Origin of the sequence: Actinoplanes oblitus (assembly GCF_030252345.1) — a bacterium.
In the GTDB taxonomy this organism is placed as follows: domain Bacteria; phylum Actinomycetota; class Actinomycetes; order Mycobacteriales; family Micromonosporaceae; genus Actinoplanes; species Actinoplanes oblitus.
Genome location: NZ_CP126980.1, coordinates 2,979,564 through 2,995,177 on the forward strand (window position 1 = coordinate 2,979,564; position 15,614 = coordinate 2,995,177).

At 71.4% G+C, this 15,614-nt stretch carries 18 protein-coding genes; 10 read left to right on the forward strand and 8 right to left on the reverse strand.

Going from position 1 to position 15,614, the window contains the following annotated elements:
• Window positions 1-3: 3 nt before the first annotated feature.
• A complete protein-coding gene (locus tag Actob_RS13330) occupies window positions 4-1,158 on the reverse strand; it encodes a LolA family protein (RefSeq protein WP_284922309.1) in 1,155 nt (384 codons plus the stop codon).
• 154 nt (window positions 1,159-1,312) lie between these two features.
• Here Actob_RS13330 and Actob_RS13335 point away from each other — a divergent pair, with 154 nt between their 5' ends.
• The 5 genes from Actob_RS13335 (at window position 1,313) to Actob_RS13355 (ending at window position 5,880) form a co-directional block, all read left to right on the forward strand.
• On the forward strand, window positions 1,313-1,999 hold the full coding sequence (locus Actob_RS13335) for a response regulator transcription factor (RefSeq protein ID WP_284920475.1): 687 nt from the start codon (window positions 1,313-1,315) through the stop codon (window positions 1,997-1,999).
• Between the two features lie 88 nt (window positions 2,000-2,087).
• On the forward strand, window positions 2,088-3,470 hold the full coding sequence (locus Actob_RS13340) for a sensor histidine kinase (RefSeq protein ID WP_284920476.1): 1,383 nt from the start codon (window positions 2,088-2,090) through the stop codon (window positions 3,468-3,470).
• Window positions 3,471-3,575: 105 nt separating this feature from the next.
• Window positions 3,576-4,310 carry a YcnI family copper-binding membrane protein gene (locus tag Actob_RS13345; protein WP_284920477.1) on the forward strand — a complete coding sequence of 245 codons (735 nt, stop codon included), beginning with the start codon at window positions 3,576-3,578 and terminating at the stop codon, window positions 4,308-4,310.
• 203 nt (window positions 4,311-4,513) lie between these two features.
• Window positions 4,514-5,227 (forward strand): Pr6Pr family membrane protein, encoded by a 714-nt coding sequence (locus tag Actob_RS13350; RefSeq protein ID WP_284920478.1) that lies wholly within the window; start codon window positions 4,514-4,516, stop codon window positions 5,225-5,227.
• 140 nt (window positions 5,228-5,367) lie between these two features.
• A complete protein-coding gene (locus tag Actob_RS13355; protein ID WP_284922558.1) occupies window positions 5,368-5,880 on the forward strand; it encodes a hypothetical protein in 513 nt (170 codons plus the stop codon).
• Window positions 5,881-6,052: 172 nt separating this feature from the next.
• On the opposite strand, the gene Actob_RS13365 is transcribed toward Actob_RS13355, so the two are convergent.
• From Actob_RS13365 to Actob_RS13375, 3 genes are all read right to left on the reverse strand, one after another.
• A complete protein-coding gene (locus Actob_RS13365; protein ID WP_284920479.1) occupies window positions 6,053-6,946 on the reverse strand; it encodes a hypothetical protein in 894 nt (297 codons plus the stop codon).
• Between the two features lie 268 nt (window positions 6,947-7,214).
• Window positions 7,215-7,907 carry an MOSC domain-containing protein gene (locus Actob_RS13370; protein ID WP_284920480.1) on the reverse strand — a complete coding sequence of 231 codons (693 nt, stop codon included), beginning with the start codon at window positions 7,905-7,907 and terminating at the stop codon, window positions 7,215-7,217.
• Between the two features lie 44 nt (window positions 7,908-7,951).
• Complete coding sequence (locus Actob_RS13375; RefSeq protein ID WP_284920481.1) at window positions 7,952-8,488, reverse strand: carboxymuconolactone decarboxylase family protein; 537 nt, start codon at window positions 8,486-8,488, stop codon at window positions 7,952-7,954.
• A 109-nt stretch (window positions 8,489-8,597) separates the two neighbouring features.
• Between Actob_RS13375 and Actob_RS13380 the strand changes: the two genes are divergently transcribed.
• Window positions 8,598-9,209: a CGNR zinc finger domain-containing protein gene (locus tag Actob_RS13380; RefSeq protein ID WP_284920482.1), complete on the forward strand. Its 612-nt coding sequence runs from the start codon at window positions 8,598-8,600 to the stop codon at window positions 9,207-9,209.
• A gap of 140 nt (window positions 9,210-9,349) precedes the next feature.
• On the opposite strand, the gene Actob_RS13385 is transcribed toward Actob_RS13380, so the two are convergent.
• On the reverse strand, window positions 9,350-10,243 hold the full coding sequence (locus Actob_RS13385) for a helix-turn-helix transcriptional regulator (RefSeq protein ID WP_284920483.1): 894 nt from the start codon (window positions 10,241-10,243) through the stop codon (window positions 9,350-9,352).
• Between the two features lie 153 nt (window positions 10,244-10,396).
• On the opposite strand from Actob_RS13385, the gene Actob_RS13390 reads away from it, so the two are divergent.
• Window positions 10,397-11,119 carry an SDR family NAD(P)-dependent oxidoreductase gene (locus tag Actob_RS13390; protein ID WP_284920484.1) on the forward strand — a complete coding sequence of 241 codons (723 nt, stop codon included), beginning with the start codon at window positions 10,397-10,399 and terminating at the stop codon, window positions 11,117-11,119.
• 21 nt (window positions 11,120-11,140) lie between these two features.
• Here the strand turns inward: Actob_RS13390 and Actob_RS13395 are convergent, their stop codons facing one another.
• Complete coding sequence (locus tag Actob_RS13395; RefSeq protein ID WP_284920485.1) at window positions 11,141-11,713, reverse strand: CGNR zinc finger domain-containing protein; 573 nt, start codon at window positions 11,711-11,713, stop codon at window positions 11,141-11,143.
• A 103-nt stretch (window positions 11,714-11,816) separates the two neighbouring features.
• Between Actob_RS13395 and Actob_RS13400 the strand changes: the two genes are divergently transcribed.
• Together Actob_RS13400 and Actob_RS13405 are read left to right on the forward strand one after the other, a co-directional pair.
• The gene (locus Actob_RS13400) at window positions 11,817-12,737 is read left to right on the forward strand and encodes a DMT family transporter (protein ID WP_284920486.1); all 921 of its coding nucleotides are present in this window, start codon (window positions 11,817-11,819) and stop codon (window positions 12,735-12,737) included.
• Window positions 12,734-13,594, forward strand: a complete 861-nt coding sequence (locus tag Actob_RS13405) for a GNAT family N-acetyltransferase (protein ID WP_284920487.1) — start codon at window positions 12,734-12,736, stop codon at window positions 13,592-13,594. The genes Actob_RS13400 and Actob_RS13405 overlap by 4 nt, the downstream gene beginning before the upstream one ends.
• Window positions 13,595-13,607: 13 nt before the next feature.
• Here Actob_RS13405 and Actob_RS13410 read toward each other — a convergent pair whose 3' ends face one another.
• A complete protein-coding gene (locus tag Actob_RS13410; protein WP_284920488.1) occupies window positions 13,608-13,877 on the reverse strand; it encodes a DUF2277 domain-containing protein in 270 nt (89 codons plus the stop codon).
• A 78-nt stretch (window positions 13,878-13,955) separates the two neighbouring features.
• Here Actob_RS13410 and Actob_RS13415 point away from each other — a divergent pair, with 78 nt between their 5' ends.
• A complete protein-coding gene (locus Actob_RS13415; RefSeq protein ID WP_284920489.1) occupies window positions 13,956-14,483 on the forward strand; it encodes a Pr6Pr family membrane protein in 528 nt (175 codons plus the stop codon).
• Between the two features lie 31 nt (window positions 14,484-14,514).
• Here the strand turns inward: Actob_RS13415 and mycP are convergent, their stop codons facing one another.
• On the reverse strand, window positions 14,515-15,564 hold the full coding sequence (gene mycP / locus Actob_RS13420; RefSeq protein ID WP_284920490.1) for a type VII secretion-associated serine protease mycosin: 1,050 nt from the start codon (window positions 15,562-15,564) through the stop codon (window positions 14,515-14,517).
• Window positions 15,565-15,614 lie beyond the last annotated feature (50 nt).

Genomic DNA, 15,614 nt, shown 5'->3' on the forward strand with positions numbered 1-15,614 from the left:
GGGTCAGGCGACCTTGTACAAGGCCTCCGGCGTCACCAGGCCGGCCAGCACCTGGCCGTCATCGGTGATCAGCACGCTGAAGAGCGAGCCGCTCAGCAGCCGACCCTTGCCCCACGACCCGCTGACCTCGGGCAGCATGCTCAGCAGCGCCTGGACCTGCTGGGCCTCCTCGCCCTTGCCCTTGCCGGCCTTGGTCAGCTCGGCGAGACCGTCCTTCGGCACCGAGGCGGTGACGATGGTGGTCCAGCCCTTGCCGATCACCTTCGGCTCGGCCTGGTTCGACCCGGCGGGCGCGGCGGGGTGCGGGACCGGCTTCTTGACGGTGCCCGGGGAGCCGAGCTCCTTCGGACCGGTCTCGTCGATCTTCGCCCCCGGCGGCGGGTTGAAGGTGAACTGCTCCGCGTCCGGCACGGCGAAACTGATCGTGTCGAAGGCGACCCGGATCGCCGGCTTCACCGCGTTCTTGGCGTACACCTCGACGCGCAGCGGGATGTGCTGCTCCGCGTCGATCGCCAGCCGCACCTGGCCGACCAGTGACTCGGTGTCCTTCGGGCTGAGCACCAGTTCGTACGCGTTGCGCCCGGCCACCTGCGCCGCGCCGGTCGTCTCCACCTTGGTGGTCGGGTCGATCGCGGCGAGCGCCGCGTCGGCCGCCTCCTGCGGCGTCGACGGCACCGCGCTGGGCAGCGAGTGCTTCGCCGGCTTGCCGGCGTCGGCCGGCAGTGTGAGGTGCCGGCCGGTGTTGTCCGAGCTGCTCCACTGCCACACGTCCGACCCGTTGCGGATCACGTCGGTCTCACCCTGCGTCCCCTGCAGGGCGACCCGCACCTTGTCCTGTCCCGCGTACCAGACGCGGGCGGTGTTGCTCCCGGCGATCAGGCTGGTCAGGCCGTTGCCGCCGGTCGATTTGCCGAGACTGCCGGCCAGCCCCGCGACGCCGGGCAGGCCCAGATCGGCGCTCTGCACCACGGTGCCGGAGAGCCCGGCCGGGTTGGCGCCCTGCAGATCCACCAGCAACTGGGCCGCGCTGCGGTCCGGCAGCGACGGGTCGGCACTGGCCACGATCGTGCCGGCCGCCGCGCCACCCCCGATGACGACCAGCGCGGTGGCCCCCGGCACCAGCCAGCGGAGCGCCGGCCTCGATTTCCACACGGACACGATGTCCACCTCCCGTTGGTATGCAGCAATCGTGCTTCGGCACCGCTGTGACCAGGCTGAGAGGGACCCGTAAGGGCCGGGCTCTAGGGGACCGGGCTGTGAGGTGACTGAGAGCCGATGTACCGAGCGGAAGGCGGCGTGCCAAGGTGGGTGCGTGCGGTTGCTGGTGGTGGAGGATGAGGAACGGCTGGCCGCCGCGCTGCGTCGCGGTCTGCAGGCCGAGGGTTTCGCGGTGGACGTCGCCCACGACGGCCAGGACGGCCTGGAGATGGCTCGGCACGGCGGTTATGACGCGATGATTCTCGATGTCATGCTGCCCCGGCTCTCCGGATACCGGGTGGTGCGGCAGTTGCGCGCCGAGCGGCACTGGTTGCCGGTGCTCATGCTCTCCGCCAAGGACGGCGAGTATGACCAGGCCGATGGCCTGGACTGCGGCGCCGACGACTATCTGACCAAACCTTTTTCGTACGTCGTGCTGCTGGCCCGGCTGCGCGCCCTCCTGCGTCGTGGCACCCAGGCCCGCCCGGTGGTCCTCGCGTGTGGTGACGTCGAGCTCGACCCGGCGGAGAAACGCGTGCTCGTCGGCGGCACCGAGGTGACCCTGACGACCCGCGAGTTCGCCCTGCTGGAGTACCTGATCCGCCGCCCCGGCGAGGTGGTCTCCAAGACCGAGCTGCTCGACCACGTCTGGGACGCCGCACTGGACACCGCGCCGAACGCCGTGGAGGTGTACATCGGCTACCTGCGCCGGAAGATCGGCCGGGAGCGGCTGGAGACGGTCCGGGGCGCCGGCTACCGGTTGGTCGCCGCGGCGGCGACGGTGCCGGATGCGCGGGCCTGACGGGCTTCGGGTGACGGTGACCGACCAGGCTTGGTGACGGTGAGAGGTGGCGGCTGTGGGTGCCGAGACGCTGAGAGCGGGGCGCTAGATGCGCCGGCGGGTGCGGGAGCTGAGCTTGCGGGCCCGGCTGTTGCTGATCTCGACGGCGGCACTGGCGTTCGGGCTGGTCGCCGGTGGGGTGCTGCTCGTCGCGGTGCTGACCTTCGCGCAGGGGCGGGCGGTGCACGCCGAGGCGCTGGAGACGGCTGAGGGGGTGGCCCGGCTGGTCGACCAGGGGCAGCTCACCGACCCGATCCCGGTCACGCCCGGAGTGCAGGTGCAGGTCATCGACGAGCAGGGGCGGGTCCGGGCGGTGTCCGCGACAGCGGACCGGCTGGTGCCGATCCTGTACGAGGACGAGCTGCGGGACCTGCCCGACAAGGCGGGCAAGGTCATCCCGGGGGAGCGGATCGGCTTCGACGGGGCGGCCCGGGTCGTCAAGGTCACCGCCGGGCCGGCGACGCAGCCGTTGCGGATCCTGGTGGCGCGGTCGACCAGCCAGCTCACCCAGGGCGTGCACCTGCTCCGGGTCACGTTGCTGATCGCGTTCCCGCTGTTGGTGGCGCTGCTCGCGGCGATGATGTGGCGGGCGCTGGGAGCGGCGCTGCGACCGGTCGACGCGCTGCGGGCCGGGGCCGAGGAGATCACCGGAGGCACCCGCGCCGGACGGTTGCCGGTGCCGGGCTCGCACGACGAGATCGGGCGGCTCGCGATCACCCTGAACGACATGCTGCAGCGACTGGACACCGCGCGGGCGCGGCAGCGGGCGTTCGTCGCGGACGCGGCGCACGAACTGCGCAGCCCGCTCACCAACATGCGTACCGAGCTGGAGGTGGCGCAGCGGCTGCCGGACGACACCGACTGGCCCGCGCTCACCGACGACCTGCTCGCCGACGTGCAGCGGCTGTCCCGGTTGGTGGACGACCTGCTGTTGCTGGCCCGCTCGGACGACGGGGCGGGCCGGGCGGTCGCCGGGCGGCCGGAGGAGATCGACGTGGGGCAGCTGGTGGGGGAGGTGGCGGCGCGTTACCCGGAGGTGGTGCACGAAGACGCCGCCGGGCCGCTGCCGCTGGTGGCCGAGCCCGACGCGCTCGCCCGGGTGGTGGCGAACCTGCTGGACAACGCCTGCCGGCACAAGCGGTCGGCGGTGACGGTGCGTACCGTGGCGGACGGCGGCGACCTGCTGATCGCGGTCACCGACGACGGACCGGGCATCCCGGCGGCCGATCGGGAGCGGGTCTTCGACCGGTTCACCAGGCTGGACGATGCGCGGGCGCGGGACGCCGGCGGGTCGGGGCTGGGGCTGGCCATCGTCCGGGAGCTGGTGCGCCGGCACGGCGGTTCGGTCACCCTGGGCGACGCGAACCCGGGTCTGCGGGTGGAGGTACGCCTGCCGCGGCGCTGCGGGCGCGGTGGTAGCACGGACGAGTGATCGGTGCGGAAAACGCCGGGATCCGCGGGAACTTTCCGGATCATCGGGCCGACCAAGGAGCGTGCCCGTCAGCGGGCGACGATACGACGGAAGGTTCCCCCAACGATGTCGCTGCTCAAGCGTTCCGCAGTGGTGGTTGCCGCAGCCGGCTTGCTGACCCTGGCGCTGGCCGGGCCGGCCTCGGCGCACGTGACGGTCAACCCGAGCACGGCCACCGCCGGTGGATACGCGAAGGTCTCGTTCCGCGTGCCGAACGAGTCGGACAGTGCCGCCACGACCAAGCTGGAGGTGAACCTCCCCGCCGACCAGCCGGTCGCCTCGGTCTCGGTGAAGCCGATCCCGGGCTGGACCGCGGTCGCGGTGAAGAGCAAGCTGGCCACGCCGATCAAGGCGCACGACACCGAGATCACCGAGGCGGTCTCGAAGATCACTTGGACCGCGGCGAAGGGTTCGGAGATCAAGCCGGGGCAGTTCCAGGAGTTCGACGTGTCGATGGGCGCGCTGCCGGAGTCGGGGCAGCTGGTGTTCAAGGCGCTGCAGACCTACTCGGACGGCAACGTGGTGCGCTGGATCGACGAGCCGACCGCGGACGGCACCGAGCCGGAGAGCCCGGCGCCGGTCCTGAAGATCGTGCCGGCCGCGAACGGCAGTGCCGCGCCTTCGGCGGGCGCGGTGGCGCCGGCCGCGAAAACGGCTGACGACGACTCGGACAGCGGGAAGGGCCTCGCGCTGGCCGGGCTCATCGCCGGTCTGCTGGCGCTGGTGCTGGCCGGTCTGGCGTACGCGAAAGCCGGTCGCAAGCCGGAAACCGCCGCGCCGGGCAAGCCGTCCGCGAGCTGAAGCGGACCCTGGCCGATCCGCCGCGCAGCGGGTCGCCGGGGAGCTCGGCCGGCGGTCCGTGCCAGAGCGGGTCGTTTGCCGGTCTTCCGGGAGGCGGGTCGGGGACTGCCCGGACCCGCCGGCCCGTTGACCTGCGTTACGCTGCCGCGGAAGATCAGCACGAAGATCATCAAGGGTGATCGACGACGGCGCCGGGAGAGAACATGAAGTCGCGCATCTGGCACGGCACGCTGGCGTTCATCGTTCTCGCGTCACTGCTGACTCAGATCGTGCTGACGGCGACGGACACCGCGCCGCACGCCGGTCCGGTGGTGCACGAGGCGGCGGTGACCCGGTTCGTGCGGCTGTTCAGCTACTTCACCATCCAGAGCAATCTGCTGGTGCTGATCGCCACTGTGGCGCTGGCCCGTGATCACGGCCGGGACGGGCGGGTCTGGCGGGTGATCCGGCTGGACGCGCTGCTCGGCATCGTGATCACCGGGATCGTCTACGCCACCATCCTGGCCGGGCAGGTCGAGCTGCACGGCGCGGCCTATCTCGCCAACCTGGGTTTCCACTACATCGCGCCGTGGGTGGCCCTGCTCGGCTGGCTGCTGTTCGGCCCGCGGCCGCGGATCGACGCCCGGACCCTGGCCTGGGCGTCGCTCTGGCCGGCGCTGTGGATCGGCTACACGCTGGCGCACGGCGCGGTCACCGACTGGTACCCCTACCCGTTCACCGACGTGACGACGCTCGGGTACGCCCGGGTGCTGATCAATCTGTCCATGGTGGTGCTGATCGCGGCGGTGCTGGCCACCGCGCTGCGCCTGCTCGACAGGCGGCTGCCGGCGGGGGCGCCGGAGGCCGCGGCGCAGGCGGCTCCGGTGGTACCGCGTTCCCGGTCCGGCGCGGAGTCTGTCTCCCAGCGCGACACATGATGCCTGCGCTGAACCTGTTTTTCGTGGTGCCGATGTTGCCTGGGGATGTCTGCGCCAGTCGGGCCGGCATCCGCGGTGATACCCGTTGATCTGACGCTGACGATTCGATCATCTGCTAGGTCATCTTGTAGCCTCCGGCGATGTACATGCGCTCCGTCATCGCCGGAACCGTGACCGTTTTTCTGCTGGCGGCTTGCGGCTCCGAGACCGACTCCTCGGATGCGGCGGCCGTTCCGAGCTCTCTGGCCGCTACTGCGAGTTCGGCCGTTGCTTCGCCGTCAGCCGGGGCCACGTCGGTCGCTGCGGCTACCCCGGCTTCGTCCAGTGTTGCCTCCGGCAGCCGGGCGCAGTGCGCCGCGATCAAGAAGGTCTACACCGCATGGGCGAAGATGAACACGTCCCTCACCGCGCGCGGCGTCGATGCGGCGATCGGGGCGGGGGACGCGTTCGCCGATGTGGTGCGTGCCTACGACGACCAGGCGTCGAAAGAGCTGAAGCGAGAGGTCACCGGCTACAACGTTCAGGTGCTCATCGCCCGGGCGCAGATCGCCCAAGGCACGCTGGACTCGACCACGCGGGAGAACCTCAAGGCAGACCACGACGATGTCGTCGCGAAGTACGACGCGTTCCGGACGGCGGCGGCCTGCACATGAGTCATCGCCGGCAGCATGGCCCGGCCCCGTGGTGTCCTTCTTCAGATCGCCGGGCTCGTCGACCACCAGAACGCCGTCGGGGTCACCCAACCGGTCGACGACGACCTGCCCCAGATCGGCATGCACCGCGTCGGCGTCCCACTTCGCCCGGTGGCGCAGCCGCCGCATCGCATCATCGTGGCCGTAGCACCGCCACTCTGATCCGCAGGAAGGGGTCCCCGTCCCGCGGCCGGCTCAACATTATGATCATCAATCGGTGACCCTCCGAGGTCGTCACGCATGCCTGCGCGCCCACCTTGGTGAGCGTGGCATCGAACGAGTCACCGCGGGTGGCGACCGCGCCGGTCTTCCCGCAGTCGGCGGGCATGGCCTGCTCATCCATCACCTGGAAGGCCGCTGGATTCTTGTCGCGTTTCGGCGCCCGGGGCGCGTAGACCTGCCAGGCGATCAGCTCCGTTTCGCCGCCGCTGCGATACAGATCGTCGCTGACCGCGTCGCCGCCGCCGTTGATGACCGGCGCCCGGCCGGGATCGACGTCGAGGTCGTAGGCGTGACCGCCCCGCATCGGGAACTCGAAGACGCGCTCGACGTGCGGATCATCGGTCCAGGTGTCCGGCCTGTCCTGGCCGGCGCTCTCCGTGATGCCGGTTCTCCCGGATGCGGCTCCGGCTGACGGCCGCTCCGCCAGCCGCATCCCGACGCCGACCACGACCGCCATACAGAGGCCGGCGACCAATCCGCTGCAAACAGGACGGCGAACGTTGAGCTGACGCCGATCGGGCGTACGCCGCACCCAGATCCAACTGCCGCTGGCGAACAGGAGGGCGCCGATCCCCACGAGCGTGCCCCACTGGGAGGACGCCTTGTCGAACGTGTCGAACAGGCCGGCGATCAGTGGTGCGTCCAGAATGCCGACCTCATCGGCGACGGCCAGAGCCGGGAAGGTGACAACAGCGGTGACCACCAGGAACACCGGCCAACTCCACTGACGAGAGTCCGTCCGGTCTGCCGCGCTGGGTTTCTCCTGGTCGGCCGGAGCTCGTGTTTCCTGGGTCTCGCGCGGCATCGATGCTCCTACCTCGGACCACGGGGACGATGTAGGCCCAACGAGCGAGAGGGCCGCTGGACACGGCGCGCGATCGGTCGACCTGCGGTGCCGCAGCGGGACCGCGCGGCACCGCCAAAATGCGTGCCGCCCGGTGCGCGGGCTTCCACCTCAGGCCGGATCCGGCCTGTCCGGCGCCACGCCGGTATGGCTGCCGGAGAGCGGCGGCGGCCAGGTGGACGTCTTCGCCGGGGCGCCGTGCGGGCCACCGGCCGGCGATCTGGGCCGATCACTCTGGATAGGGTGCGCCGACGATCCAGCCGCCCAGGTGGTCCGGAGTGGCGTCGGTGTCGACGAGCCGGGCCTGGTCGCCGACGCGGACGGTGCCGGGTGCGATGACCCAGGCGTTGAGGGCCAGCCGGCCACCGAACTCCCCGCGCAGGCGACGGAACACGTCGAGATCTTGACGGCCGGTGTCCGGGTCGATGGTGGTCACGACGCATCGCATCCGCAGGGAGTGCAAGCCGATCACGGCATCGCCGATCCGCAGCGCCCGGCCGGGCCAGGTGGCCTCGGCGTCGGCGTGGACGCCGGCCAGGAGAAGGTTGGGGCGGAGCCGGCGTACGTCGTGCCCGAAACGGGAGACGGCACCGTCGGTCGCGACGAGCAGGTTGCCGATGTCGAAGCGCTCCGGACCGGCGTAGGCGCGGAGTCCCGCCGTGTCCCCGGCGCGCCGGCGGACGAGTGCGGCGGCGGCCTGGGTGTCCCACGGGTGGCCGGCCACCCGTGGGACACCGTCCGCGCCGGTGCTCGCCGGCAGGGTGAGCAGCCCGGGCCGGGTCCGCCCGGTCAGCGGGCCCCGATGGTTCCGGACGTGCACGAGGCGGTCGCCGTGGACACCGTCGATGGTGAGCCGGGCCTGCTCCAGTTCCTCCCCGGACAGCGATTTGATCGGGTAACGCCACAGCGCAGCGACGTGCACGAGAACTCTCCCTGCTGGCGAAGGTGCCGGTCGGAAAGGCCGGGCTAGGCGGTCACGACCGGGAAGTCGATGTCCACGGCGGCGGCCTTGTTGAAGTAGTTGGTCAGCACGTTGAGCGCGACATGGCCGATCACCTCGGCGATCTCCTGGTCGCCGGCCCCGGCCGCCCGCACCGGGTCGATGTCGTCGGCGCTGACATCACCACGGGTGGCATTGACCTTGACCGCGAAGGCGAGGAGCGCCGCGGTCTTCGGATCGTCGTTGTCGCCCTTGCGTGCGGCGGCGATGTCGTCGGCGGACAGCTTGGCGGCGTGTTCGGCGAGGTAGGAGTGCGCCGACAGGCAGTAGTCACAGGCATTGTCCTGCGCCACGGCCAGGGCGAGGCGCTCCCGGGTGGCGGCCTTGAGCGCTCCCCTGCCGAGCGCGCCGGAGAGGGCGAGGTAGCCGTCGAGCAGGGCGGGGGCGTTCGCCATCGCCCTGGTCATGTTCGGGACGACGCCGAGGCCCTGCCGCACCGCGGCGAGCAGATCGGCGGCCTTGCCGGTGGCGGTGGCCGGGTCGATCAGGGGGAGGGTGCTCATGGTTGCTCCTCGGTGCGATGAGTTCTTCTAACGGGAAGCGTGGTCGCTTGCCGTTAGAAGTTGTAGCAGACAAGTTCTCACGGTGACAAGGTGGTGTTACCGTTAGAAAATGGATGAGGGAAGCGCTGCGGACGTGAGCACGGTGCTGTTGCTGCCGTCCGAACCGCGGCCGGTCCGCCTGATGAACACCGTCTGGGCCGACCGCGGCGGGGTGCACGACGCCCTCGGGACCCCGGCCGACCTCGGACGATGGCTGGCGGCAGCGGATCTTCTGCCGGCCGATCCCGTCGTGACGGCCGCCGGCCTGCGAGCCGCGATCAGCCTGCGCGACGCGCTACGACGTCTGGCGGCCCTGCGAACCGCGGATTCCCGCTCCACGGCACGGTCCGCGATGCCGGACCTAGAGGTCGCCGTGTGGGTGGTCAACGAGGCGGCGGCCGCCGTCCGGCCGGACGCCCTGGACCTGGTCGGCGATCGGCTCCGCCGCCGTCCCGCCGCACCTGCCGCGGACCCGGCCGCCGCGCTGGCAACCGTGGCGGTCGAGGCCATCGCGCTGCTCACCGAACCCGACGGCGTGCTGAACGCCTGCACCGCGCCCGGCTGCGTGCTCTATTTCGTCAAGGATCATCCCCGGCGCGAGTGGTGTTCCGCAGCGTGCGGCAACCGCGCCCGGGCGGCACGCCACTACCAGCGCCACCGCGCTGCCCGTGGCGACTCCTGACGAGGTCCGTCCTCTCCGGTCGACGGGCTCACTCCGCAGTGGTGCTGGTGCCGATGATACGACCCACGTCGTCGACGTGGCCGAGGGCCGCGGTTCGATGGCGGCCAGGTCACCGGTGCGACCGTTCACCGGTCGGGGAGTCATGACCAGGGATCGGCGGTGGTGGCTCCATCGGGCGCGGCGGACCTGCGAGCGGGCCGGTCGGCGTGCAGTGACCCGAGCAGACGCAGGGCCGCCGCCGCCGGGGAGCCGGCCGCCGCGCTGTAGGTCACCACGAACTGGTCGGGGTCGCCCGGGATCCGGAGCGCCTCGTAGGACAGGTCCATCGTGCCGACCATCGGGTGGCGCAGCCTGGCCTCGGTGTGGCCCTTGTCGTGCACCGGGTGCTGCGCCCACAGACGCCGGAACAGCTCGCTGCGGATGGCGAGGTCGCCGATCAGCTCGGCCAGCTGCGGGTCATCGGGCCGGCGTCCGGCGTCGACGTGGAGGAAGGCCACCAGGTCGCGCGCTTTCGCCGGCCAGTCCACGAAGATCGCCCGGGCGGCGTCCTCGTCGGTGAACAGCAGCCGGGCGAAGTTACGCTGCCGGACCGGCAGCGTGGCGAAGTCCGCGATCAGCGCGGCGCCGAGGGTGTTCCAGGCCAGCACGTCAGTGCGGCGTCCCACCACATAGGCGGCGGCGTCGGTCATCGCGTCGAGCAGATGGCGCACCTGGGGTCGCACCCGTTGCGGTGGGACCGGCCGGCGGGACTCGCGGCCGGGCCGGGCCAGACGGAGCAGGTGAGCCCGTTCGCCGTCGTCGAGTCGCAGCACCCGGGCGACGGCGTCCAGGATCGCCTCGGAGACGTTGGTGGTGCGTCCCTGCTCGAGACGTACGTAGTAGTCGACGCTCACCCCGGCGAGCTGGGCCACCTCCTCGCGTCGTAGTCCGCTGACCCGTCGCCGCCCGTGGTACGCGACGACGCCGGCGGCGTCCGGAGCGATCCGGGCTCGGCGGGTGCGGAGGAACTCGGAGAGTTCGGTGCGCCGGTCCATGCGGCGATTATGGCTCCGGCCGGTCGCCGCAACGTGGTTCTGTCAGACCTACGGTCGGCGCGAACGACGGTCGGACGGAGCCCTGGGTGGACCCGGTGACCGGCGCGACGGTGGTGGGGTGAACCCGGCATCCATCGCTCTGAGGAGACTCCCATGCACGTGAACGGCAGTATCGCCGTCGTCACCGGCGCGAACCGCGGGATCGGCCGCGCCCTCGTCGAAGCGCTCCTGGCCGGTGGCGCATCGGTCGTCTATGCGACGGCCCGGCGGCCCGAGACGGTCGAGGACCTGGTCGCCCGCGACCACCGGGTCCGGCCGTTGAGGCTGGACGTGACCGACCCGGAACAGGTCACTCGAGCGGCGCGGGTGGCCTCCGACGCCACCCTGCTGATCAACAACGGCGGCTCGCTCGGCTTCGCCGACCCGCTGACCGGGGACCTCGCCACGATCGAGGTGGACCTGCGGACCAACTTCATCGGTACGCTGTCGGCAACCCGCGCGTTCGTCCCGGTGATCGAGCGGAACGGTGGCGGCGCCATCGTCACCATGCTCAGCCTGGTCGTCTTCGGCGCGGTGCCGGCGATGAGCGGCTACAGCGCCGCCAAAGCCGCCGCTGCCTCGGCCACCCAGGCGCTGCGCGCCCAGTTGCTCGATCGCAAGATCAGTGTGCACGGGGTCTTTCCGGGAGCCGTGGACACCGACATGATCCGCGGCATGGCGATGCCGAAGGCCACACCGTCCAGTGTGGCGACCGCGATCCTCGACGGGGTCGAGGCGGGCGCGGAGAACATCTTCCCCGATCCCATGGCGCAGGCCGGGCACCAGGCCTGGCGGGCGGACCCGGCGGCGTTCGAACGCCGGATGGGCTCGATGTAGACGGCGTACCCGCGCCGCGCGTCAGTGCGGCGCGGGACGCACTGAGCGCGCCGGCCCGCCTCGATGGCGGGTGCGAAAGGCGGCGATCTTGGCACGGTTGCCGCAGTCGGCCATGGCGCACCATCGCCGGGAGGAGTTTCGCGAGGCGTCGAGGAAGACCCACCGGCAGTCCTCGCCGCGGCAGGCCTTGATCCGTGGCCAGCTCGGCCGGGCGCTGGCACGCAGCAACGCCGCCACGGTCGCCGCGCAGACGTCCCGGGCGAGGTCGCCGGGCTCGTCCGCGCGGAGCGACGGCGCACCGCTCAGGTCCAGCCGCAAGGAGAGCGCGTCCAGGCCCGAGGTGTCGCCCGGATCGGGCTCGAGGCCGTTGTTGCGCAGCGCCAGGGCGCGGATCAGACGGCGCAGGGCGCGGAGCATCGCGACGCCCTCCGGCGCCACCGGAGCCCGCTCGGCCGCCGACGCGGTCAGCCCGCCCCACCAGTCGCGCACCGACGCGGCGTCGGTGAACTCGTCCGCCTCGGCATGAGCGGTGTTGGCGACGGCGATGAGCAACTCCTCGTCGCCGAGTTCGGGCCGGGGGGACGGGAGTGCCATGTAACCACCGTACAGGGTTAATCGGTTGCTCCTGTCGGTAACCGGTGTAACGGTTTCAGTGGTTGCCGGGCCGCGACGGCGCGGCCGGTCAGGGGAGGTCGACATGGTGGGTTGGACAGGATGGCGCTCGGGCGAGCCCACGCTGCTGTTCTCCGCCGCGGTGTACGGCGTGAGCACCACCCTCTCGGTGGTCGCGCTGCGCGCGGTGCGCCCGGCCGACCTGCTGGCCGTCGAGGTCGGCGGCGCGGCGGTGACGTTGCTGGTCACCGCGGCCGTCCGCGGGCGGCTCCGGTGGCCGGGCGCACCGCGGCAGATGCTGATCGGCGTCCTGGTGCCGGGCCTCGCCTTCCTCTTCGGCGACCTGGGCCTCGCCCGCACGAGCGCGTCGAGCGGCAGCCTGCTGCTGGCCGCCGAGCCGCTGCTGTCGGTCCTGCTGGCGGTGGTCGTGCTCGGCGAACGGCTGACCGGCCGGGCCGCCGGGGCGATGGCCCTCGGCCTGGCCGGCGGGGCGATGGTCGCGGTGCGGCCCGGCGGCCCGTCCGGCGCCGACACGACGCTCGGCAACGGGCTGGTCCTGCTGGCGGTGGTGGCGGTCGGGTTCTACCTGGTCGCCACCCGCCGGTTCAACACCGGCGACGGGCTCGGCGAGAGCGCCTGGCAGAACGCCGGCGGCGCGCTGAGCGTGGTGCCGTTCCTGGTGGTGTCCTGGTCCACCGGCGGCACCCGGCTGGACACCGCCGGCCCGGCCGGGTGGCTGGCCTGTCTCGCGGTGGTCGGCTGTGGTGTGGTCGGTGGCGTGACGTTCAATCGGGGCATCGCCCGCGTGCCGGCGGCCCGCGCCGGACAACTGGGCAACCTGACCCCGGTGGTGGGCACGTTGACCGCCGTCGTCTTCCTCGGCGACCGGCCCTCCCCGGCGCAGATCGCCGGCGGAGCGGCCATCGTGATCGCGCTCGCCCTGCTGCTGGGCGGCCCGGTGGGTCGAGCCGGCGAACCCGTCTTCGAACTCGAGGAGCGCCGATGAACGAGCAGACCGCCCGTACGCCACTGTTCTGCGATGTCACGCTGGCCGGCCGCATCGAGCGAGCCGAGGCGCGGTTCATCGCCGCCTGCGGCGAGGCCGCCGCTCGCCGCCGCGGCGATCGGCGCGGCTTCCGCATGCCGATCGGGGGAGGGGTCGCCGGCTACGCCGAGCCGGACTCGCCACTGAACAAAGTGGCCGGTCTGGGGTTCGCCGGCCCGCCGGACCCCGCCGCCCTGGACGCGGTCGAGCAGGCGTACGCCGCTCGGGGTGCGCCGGTCCAGGCCGAGGTCGCGAGCCTCGCCGACCCCGCGGTCCTCCAGCTGCTGGCCGAGCGCGGTTACCGGCTGGTGTCCGTCGAGAACGTCCTGGGCCACGCCCTGGGCGGAGGAGCTGCCGGCCCGGTGACCCCGCCCGGGGTCGAGGTACGCCCCAGCGACGATGCCGAACTCGACACCTGGCTGGACGTGGTCGTGGAGGCGTCCCTGCACCCGGACGCTCAGGGGGTGCCGTGGCAGGAGGAATTCCCGCGCGAGGTGCTGGAGAACGCCGAGCGTGACGCCGCCGGCCTGGTCCGGCGTTACCTGGCCCGGCTGGACGGCGTGCCGGCCGGTGGCGGCAGCATGCACCTCACCGACGGCGTCGCCCAGCTGACCGGTGCCGGGACCGCGCCCGGGTTCCGCCGCCGTGGCATCCAGAGCGCCCTGCTGGCGGCCCGGCTCGCCGACGCCGCGACCGCCGGCTGCGACATCGCTGTGGTCACCGTCCAGCCCGGCTCCGCGTCGCAGCAGAACGCCCAGCGCCGCGGTTTCGACCTGCTCTACGTCCGCGCGGTGCTGGTGCTGGAACCGGGGCGATGAGGCCGCCCGGGGGTCAGGACGCGTAGCGCTTCTCGGCGCGGGCCCGGGCCTTGGCGGCCTCCACCTCGCGGTCCTTGGGCGGGGCGGTGGTGACCAGGCCGTCCAGCAGTTCCTGGGTGGCGGCGGCGATCGCGGCCACAGCCTGGTCGAAGACGGCCTGGTTGGCCTGGGACGGGCGGGTGGAGCCGGCTACCTTCCGGACGTACTGCAGCGCGGCGGCATGCACCTCGTCCGGCGTCGCTGGGGGTTCGAAGTTGTGCAGCTGGTGAATGTTGCGGCACACGGGTGTCTCCCTCGGCAGTGACCGTACGTCTTCGTGAATCTATGCGATGCCGGGAAGCCGTGCCGGCGCTGATCGCCAATGTCGCGCCAGCCCGTGAAACATGGCCGGGACGGGCGGGTCTGGCGGGTGATCCGGCTGGACGCGCTGCTCGGCATCGTGATCACCGGGATCGTCTACGCCACCATCCTGGCCGGGCAGGTCGAGCTGCACGGCGCGGCCTATCTCGCCAACCTGGGTTTCCACTACATCGCGCCGTGGGTGGCCCTGCTCGGCTGGCTGCTGTTCGGCCCGCGGCCGCGGATCGACGCCCGGACCCTGGCCTGGGCGTCGCTCTGGCCGGCGCTGTGGATCGGCTACACGCTGGCGCACGGTGTGGTCACCGATTGGTATTCCTACCCGTTCGCCGACGTCACGGACCTCGGATATGTGCAGGTGCTGATCAACCTGGCCATGGCCGTGCTGATCGCGGCGCTGCTCGGAACCGTGCTGCGCGTGCTCGACCCGCGACTGCGCCTCGGCTCGCCGGCGGTTGCGGCCGAGTCGGCTCCGGTGAGCCTGCCGAGGCGGCGCGAAGCCGCCGACCGCGCCGCCGATCAGGAAGCCTAATGCAGGAAGGTTCCGACCTAGGTCGAGGTCGTTAGCGACGCGGTTGCGGTCGCCCCTTGGATTCTGCGCTGCGTCCTCGCCGGATGAACGCCAAGGCTCCAACCGTCAGAAGAACAACTGCGGTAGCAGCGACCCACACGGTCCAGTAGGTTGTCTGAGGCTCACTTACCGCGGGCTCGGCGGCTGCAATCGGGTCCATTAAGGGATTTGGGGCCGACGATGCAGGCTCCGGGGTCGTCAGTGCCGCGTAGGGGTCTATGAGCCCGAATCCCCAATTTTGGCTGCGTCCCGGCGAGGGGGAGTGAGCAGTACTCGTGAGCCGGGCGATGATCTGATTCGCCGTCTCGGCCGGGTACTTCGCGCGCAGCAGTGCGACTACAGCCGACACTTGAGGGGCAGCGAAACTGGTTCCAGTCATCGATGTGCGCGATCCCTCCCGGCCGGCGGTGTAGATGTTGACGCCGGGTGCGGCGACCCCCAGGTACGGGCCGGACGAAACATCGGACCAAAGGTGGCCCGTTTCATCGGTTGCGGTGACCGCGACAATGCCGGGAAAGGCGGCTGGATACTGCGGCAAGTTGGTGGACGAGCCCTCATTCCCGGCAGCCGCGACCACAACGACATCTTTCCCGATGGCATCAGCGATCGCTGCCCTGACCTGGGGATTAGCGATCGGTGAGCAAACCGAGATGTTGATTACCCTGGCACCGTGGTCGACCGCATATGCGATGCCCTGTGCCTCGGCTGTCGGGGAGCTAGCCAGATCGTCGGAGATACGGACCGGCAGGATCATCGCATTGGGTGCGAGGCCTACGACGCCGTCGGGGCCGTTGCCTGTGCCGGCAATGATGCTGGCGACGGCTGTTCCGTGCCCGGTGCTCGAGATGTCCACCCGGCCGCTGGTGCCTTGACCGGTGAAGTCTGCACCTGTTAGGACTCGGCCGTTTAAGTCCGGGTGCTGGGCGTCAACGCCGCTATCGATGACGGCAACTGTGACCTTATGGCCGGTGCTCAGCGGCCATAGGCGCTTGACGTCGAAGTGTTGATCGTCTAGCGGCCACTGATGGGAAGAGGGATTCAAGGGGTCACGGTGACCGCTAGGCCTTGGGTGTGCCATCGCAGGATGTCCGC